The organism is Streptococcus sp. HMSC068F04 (assembly GCF_001837455.1).
Lineage (GTDB): Bacteria > Bacillota > Bacilli > Lactobacillales > Streptococcaceae > Streptococcus > Streptococcus salivarius_D.
Window position 1 is genome coordinate 53,204 of sequence record NZ_KV832519.1, and the last position, 689, is coordinate 53,892.

Below are 689 nucleotides of genomic sequence, written 5' to 3' on the forward strand. Positions count from 1 at the left end.
CGAGCTATTGGTGAAGAAGTTATCTACCGCCTATGGTAAACCCACTACTCCTCACAAACTGCGACACGTCTATATGAGCAAACAAAAGACAGCCTCCTAGTCTCTCAACAATTGGGACACAAGGGGACTGCAATGGTAGAGGTATATGCACACGTAGCTGCAGAGACAACTAAGGAAGCTTTGAGTGATTTATAAATCATTTAACGGTTAATAGATTATACACGATATATAGTTCAGTGCTAAACTATGTATATGGCAATAAAGAGTATAAATTGTTAACACGGTTTATGATAAGTTAGAAAAAACGAGGAATCTACTCTTAATTAAGAAGATTCCTCGTTTTTCGTTACTATTTAGAGTTTAAAGACAAAAGTTTCAATAGTCTCGTTCTTTAAGTCGTCTCTAGTCATTTGTTTATTATGAACGTCTGTGACGCCCTTTATAAACGAAGCTTGTCAAACCAAGTCCAACAAAAATCATACCTAACATACCAACTTTAGAGTTTGTATCCCCTGTTTTTGGTAAATCGTGACTTGTCAATTTTCCATCGGCTTCCGATTTAATCCCTGCATTACGTGTTTGTGTAGATGAATAAGTGACAGAATTCATGGAATGAATGTCTTTTGAAGGCACTAGACTAGTAGCTGGTGTTGTGCTTACTGCAGGTGTTTCACTAGTAGCTGGTGTTG

Annotated in this window: 1 protein-coding gene; it reads right to left on the minus strand. The window is 37.4% G+C overall.

Going from position 1 to position 689, the window contains the following annotated elements; translation table 11 throughout:
* Positions 1-417 precede the first annotated feature (417 nt).
* The coding region (locus HMPREF2571_RS08385; RefSeq protein ID WP_141760069.1) for an LPXTG cell wall anchor domain-containing protein at positions 418-689 on the minus strand (272 nt) is incomplete at its 5' end.